The organism is Algoriphagus sp. (genome assembly GCF_024642405.1).
GTDB lineage: Bacteria > Bacteroidota > Bacteroidia > Cytophagales > Cyclobacteriaceae > Algoriphagus.
Genome location: NZ_JAHEBC010000291.1, coordinates 1 through 4,911, shown reverse-complemented (window position 1 = coordinate 4,911; position 4,911 = coordinate 1). Strand labels below are relative to the sequence as shown.

6 protein-coding genes are annotated in these 4,911 nt (G+C 37.7%); 4 read left to right on the top strand and 2 right to left on the bottom strand.

The window, feature by feature from the left end; translation table 11 throughout:
* Positions 1-407 precede the first annotated feature (407 nt).
* Positions 408-716 carry a hypothetical protein gene (locus Q0L68_RS16365; RefSeq protein ID WP_296705244.1) on the top strand — a complete coding sequence of 103 codons (309 nt, stop codon included), beginning with the start codon at positions 408-410 and terminating at the stop codon, positions 714-716.
* 83 nt (positions 717-799) lie between these two features.
* Positions 800-1,021, top strand: coding sequence for a hypothetical protein (locus tag Q0L68_RS16360; protein WP_296705242.1), 222 nt, complete (start codon positions 800-802; stop codon positions 1,019-1,021).
* Between the two features lie 245 nt (positions 1,022-1,266).
* Here Q0L68_RS16360 and Q0L68_RS16355 read toward each other — a convergent pair whose 3' ends face one another.
* Complete coding sequence (locus Q0L68_RS16355) at positions 1,267-2,532, bottom strand: beta-ketoacyl synthase N-terminal-like domain-containing protein (protein WP_296705241.1); 1,266 nt, start codon at positions 2,530-2,532, stop codon at positions 1,267-1,269.
* Positions 2,519-2,758, bottom strand: coding sequence for a hypothetical protein (locus tag Q0L68_RS16350; protein WP_296705239.1), 240 nt, complete (start codon positions 2,756-2,758; stop codon positions 2,519-2,521). Before Q0L68_RS16350 ends, Q0L68_RS16355 begins: the two co-directional genes overlap by 14 nt.
* Positions 2,759-3,150: 392 nt before the next feature.
* Between Q0L68_RS16350 and Q0L68_RS16345 the strand changes: the two genes are divergently transcribed.
* A complete protein-coding gene (locus tag Q0L68_RS16345) occupies positions 3,151-4,371 on the top strand; it encodes an acyl-CoA dehydrogenase family protein (RefSeq protein WP_296705237.1) in 1,221 nt (406 codons plus the stop codon).
* Positions 4,372-4,911, top strand: a 540-nt coding sequence (locus Q0L68_RS16340) for a phosphotransferase family protein (protein WP_296705236.1), incomplete at its 3' end; no start/stop codon positions are given.

Sequence of the window (4,911 nt, the reverse complement as noted above, 5' to 3'; positions counted from 1 at the left end):
TCTTCATAATAGTTTCCGTACCAACTATCTTGGCTTTAGCCATATCTAAAAATATCTGCCCGAAGGGCTATCTTATAATTATAAAAGAAGATATAGAATCACTGAAATACGCCTGCTGCGAGATAGAGTCGCTTCGCTCCTGAGATATGCTGCGCGAGATAAAGTTCTATCTACATATCTTGGCTTTAGCCATATCTTGAAAATATCTGCCCGAAGGGCTATCTTATAATTATAAAAGAAGATATAGATACCCTTAGATATGCTTTCAGCGATATAGAGTCGCTTCGCGAAATATCACAAATTGATATAAGTTTTATTAGCTGAACCATCACTAGCTAAATTCAAAAATTGATTTTTTAGATGAAAAATCACAACCTTTAATAATAGTTATTACGTTACTTGACTTAATGAGAAAAATTGCCACGATAGCGAAAATCCTGACTTTGACCTTGATTTTAATTTCTACAGGGACATTGGACTATGGATTGACTTTCTCCCAAACCTTTCAAAGCGAAAGTATTCAAGAAGCTGAAATACTCAATTCAAGAAAAGCATTTTACTCCTTTACTCGAACAAATAAAAAAAGTGAGGAACATTTTGGCTCATTAAAGAGTACTTACACCCAAGCCTTTTCAGAGCTTCCGGAAAAAGTCACTCCTCCGGATTTTAGTTTTAAAAATCCTATTTTTATTCTACACTGTAGTTTTTTGATTTAAACAATTCAGATCTGATCTCGCCCGAGATTTAATCAGTATTCATTTTCTAGAATTCAATCTTTAAACTTTTCAAATCATCTGTTATGAAAAAGAGAAAATCCATGCTCGATTATTGCAAAACAATATTAAAGGCGGTCTCATTTGATAGAAAATTATTCAAAAAGGAATATAGAAAAGCTTTAAAATGGCTATCAAATGATGAAGGTAGAGAGCTAAAATATTGGTTGCGTCAAGAATATATCCGATCCAATATAAGCATAAGAAAAAAGCAAGAAGAAAGATATCTAACTAATTTATCTATTTAAAATCTTCTTGATTCTATATCAAGATCAGAGTTTCTATTATGAAAACCGAAATGGTTTGATCTATCGGAAAGGCCTTTAATCTAATGGAAAAGATTAATTCGGCATTCAATGGAAATTTGGGTAAGAACTGGCTAAGTGTTGGGTTGCAAATTAATAAAGACTGTTGTCTTTGCTTTCATTTAGTCAGTTTACCCATCCATCCTTGTTCTTTAATGCTTTAATCTCCTTTATTAGGATTTCTCATTTTATACTGTTTGTAAAACCACTGCAGTGTTTATTCCTCCAAATCCAATGCTGACATTCAATGCGTTTTGGATTGAATGCGAAACCATTCTTTGTCTCACCCAATTGTATTCAGATTCCATAGGATTATCCAAATTTCTACACGGATGTAAGGATCCTGCTTTCATTTGAAGTATAGTGGCAATAAGCTCTACAATACCTGCTGCGCTCAATCCATGTCCTGTAATGGATTTTGTTGTGTTAATAAAGGAATGATTCAGACCGCATTGACTGATTGCTTTAAGTTCTATCTCATCTCCTATCTTAGATCCGGACCCATGTGGATTTATATAATCAATTTGATTTTCAACTAAACCCGAGTGCTTAATAGCATTTTTTATTACCCCTACTTCTCCTTCCAGGGAAGGATTTGGATTACGATTACCATCCATTCCAATAGCCCAGCCTTTCAAGCGAGCATAGGGCTGAACACCCTCTCTTTTTGCAAAATCAGATTTTTGGATTACAACGGCCCCACAAGATTCTCCAAAAATGAATCCATCCCGGTTTTTATCAAAAGGGCGACAAGCCAATTCTGGCTCAGAAGAATACCGAATACTCCCCATTGCCCCTAAAGATCGAAGTGCCTGACACTCCCAATATGACAAATCCATTAATGCTCCCAAAGCAATACAGACATCAACTTGACCACTCTGTACTGCATTTATTGCATTGATTACTGCAACCTGACCACTGGCAGATGCACCACCAACTGTATAAGCAAAACCTTTGATATTAAAAACTTCAGTGCATAATCCACATAAATCGCTGTCCAAAAAGGACATGCCATAAGTAGGTTGCACAAATTGAGAACGATTTTGATGCTTTTCGTGTGTTAATACCAACTCTCTTTGTTGGAAATTGGAGCCACCTACTATTAATCCTATTCGCGTAGGTTCTACCTCATTCAAATTGGCATCAAGCCAAGCCTCTTGTAAGGTTGCGAGCGCTACCTTCGTCGAAAAGGAAGCTGTTCGTAATTGTTTTTTAGAAATGGATTCAGGAATTTGAAGACTATCTATCTCTGCGCCTAAGAATCCTGTTGAATTGCCTCTATTTTCGCTTGCATATGTTGGATTAAAAGGGACTTGTCTACCAGGACGTTTCATCACACTAAAATTATGACGACCTTCTAATAAGGCAGAGATAAAGGCACTCTTACCCTGTCCTATAGCAGACGTAATCCCTATTCCTGAAACAATAATTTCCGAAGGCTCATAATTTAGCATAAAATATATCTACCAAGTCTCCAACAGTTTGTGCGGTTACGAATTCAACTCTAGAAGAATCTGATTCCAAAACCTCCAAAGTCAACGAAATTAGTTCTCCTCGGTCTATAGAGTTTAATCCCAGGTCTGAAAACCTATGGCTCAATAAAACATCCTCGTAATTTATTTCTGGCACTATCTCAACCAAATTCCCTACTATTATTTCAAATATTTGTTCTTTACTCATTATCTATAAATGTTTTAGTCTGAAAAATCTTAACAAAATGATGCTTCCAAAAACTCTATTTTTTTAATGTGACTTGAGCTATGAATTAGTCCATCCCATATTTCCCTTGTCAAACTACTAAAGTTTCTTGAAACTAGTTATTTATCTTCTCTTTGGAATAAAACCGAAGATAATTCCCATAAAACCAATATGGACGATTTGCTCTATATTTTCAAAAAACAATTTTTGGATTTCTCCTTTTTGAAAAGAACCAGAGTCCTTTAAGTGCCGAATTTTCATAAATTACGATCCCATCTTCAGCAGTAAAATGATTGTGGTTTTGAAAGGAAGAAGCTATTTCTCAGCTTTTCTTGTTAGAACTTAAGAGGTGGATAGCGTGAAAAAATACTGATATGATCGAATTGTTAACTCCCGATAAACTTCGTGCTTTAAAACCTCGCTACAGAGATTTCATGGAACAGCATGTGTATCCGGAAGAATTAAAAGCATTGAGTACCCCTTTCAAGACACTTGAATTTGGCTGGTTGAAAAATCTTCGAGAGGGAGCTAAAAAAGAAAAACTTTGGGCTCCCCACTTACCGGAAAGTATGGGAGGTTTAGGGCTATCCTTACTAGAGTTTGCACAGATCAGCGAGATCCTTGGCACTTCCCCTTTTGGCCATTTTATTTTCAATTGCCAGCCCCCTGATATTGGTAATCAAGAATTACTTCATCTTTTTGGAACTGAAGAACAGAAATCGACATTTCTTAATTCTTTAACTGAAGGTAAGATTCGAAGCTGTTTTAGTATGACCGAACCAGATAATCCTGGATCCAACCCAACTAAAATGGGAACTACTGCAATCAAAAAAGATGGTCAATATGTAATTAACGGAAGGAAATGGTTTACTACAGCTGCAGACGGAGCCTCGTTTGCCATTGTGATGGCAGTCACCGATCCTGAAAACCCAAATCCTTATCAACGTGCCAGTATGATCCTCGTGCCAACAGACACACCCGGATTTAAGCTAGTAAGAAATATTCCGGTAATGGGAGAAAGTGGTGAAGGTTGGTTAAGTCATGGAGAGATCGCATATGAGAATTGTACTGTGCCTGAGGAAAACCTTATAGGGCCAGAGGGTTCAGGTTTCACGTTAGCTCAGGAACGCTTGGGACCAGGACGAATTCATCACTGCATGCGGTGGATCGGGATTTGCGAGCGGGCATTTGATTTACTTTGTAAAAGAGCCATAAGCCGTGAAATAAAAGATGGAGTAAAACTAGGCAGTCAACAAACCATTCAAAATTGGATTGCAGAATTAAGAGCTGAGATAAATGCCTCGCGATTGATGGTATTAGATGCAGCCTGGAAAATAGAGCAGCAAGGTGCAAAAGCCGCCCGTGTTGAAATCTCAACGATTAAATTCATGGTTGCCAAAGTACTTCAAAAAACATTGGACGCTGCCATTCAGGTACATGGAGCTTTGGGAATGACAGACGATACGATTCTTTCCTTTTGGTATAGACATGAGAGAGCGGCCAGAATTTACGATGGACCGGATGAGGTTCATAAAAGTGTGTTGGCAAGGCATATTTTAAAGGAATATGGAATGGATACTTCAAAAAAACAGTAAATGGAGCATCAACCTTTAGATCAGGCGAAGGAGGTAAGAAAAGGCGAAGACCTCAATCTTAAAAAACTGGAAGATTACTTAGCGTCCCATACCTCTTTGATCAGCTTACCAGTAAAAATCAGTCAATTCCCGAGTGGTTATTCAAATCTCACCTATTTGCTTACTGATGCGAAAGGCCAGGATTTTGTACTTCGGAGGCCTCCACATGGTGCCAAAATCAAATCCGCTCATGACATGGGTAGAGAGTTTAAAGTATTAAGCCTCTTACAAAAAGTCTATCCTAAAGTGCCCACTCCTATCCTTTACTGTGAAGAATTGGACGTTTTGGAAGCTCCATTCTACATCATGGAAAAAGTAACCGGAACCATCCTCAGAGGATTCCTTTCAAAAAAATATGCTTTGTCTCCAGAAGATATGCGTAAAGGATCCTTGGCCTTGGTGGATACTCTTGCCAGCCTACATGGTTTGGATTTGGATAAAACAGGTCTTCATCAACTTGGAAAACCTGAAGGGTATGTGGAGAGACAAGTCACAGGATGG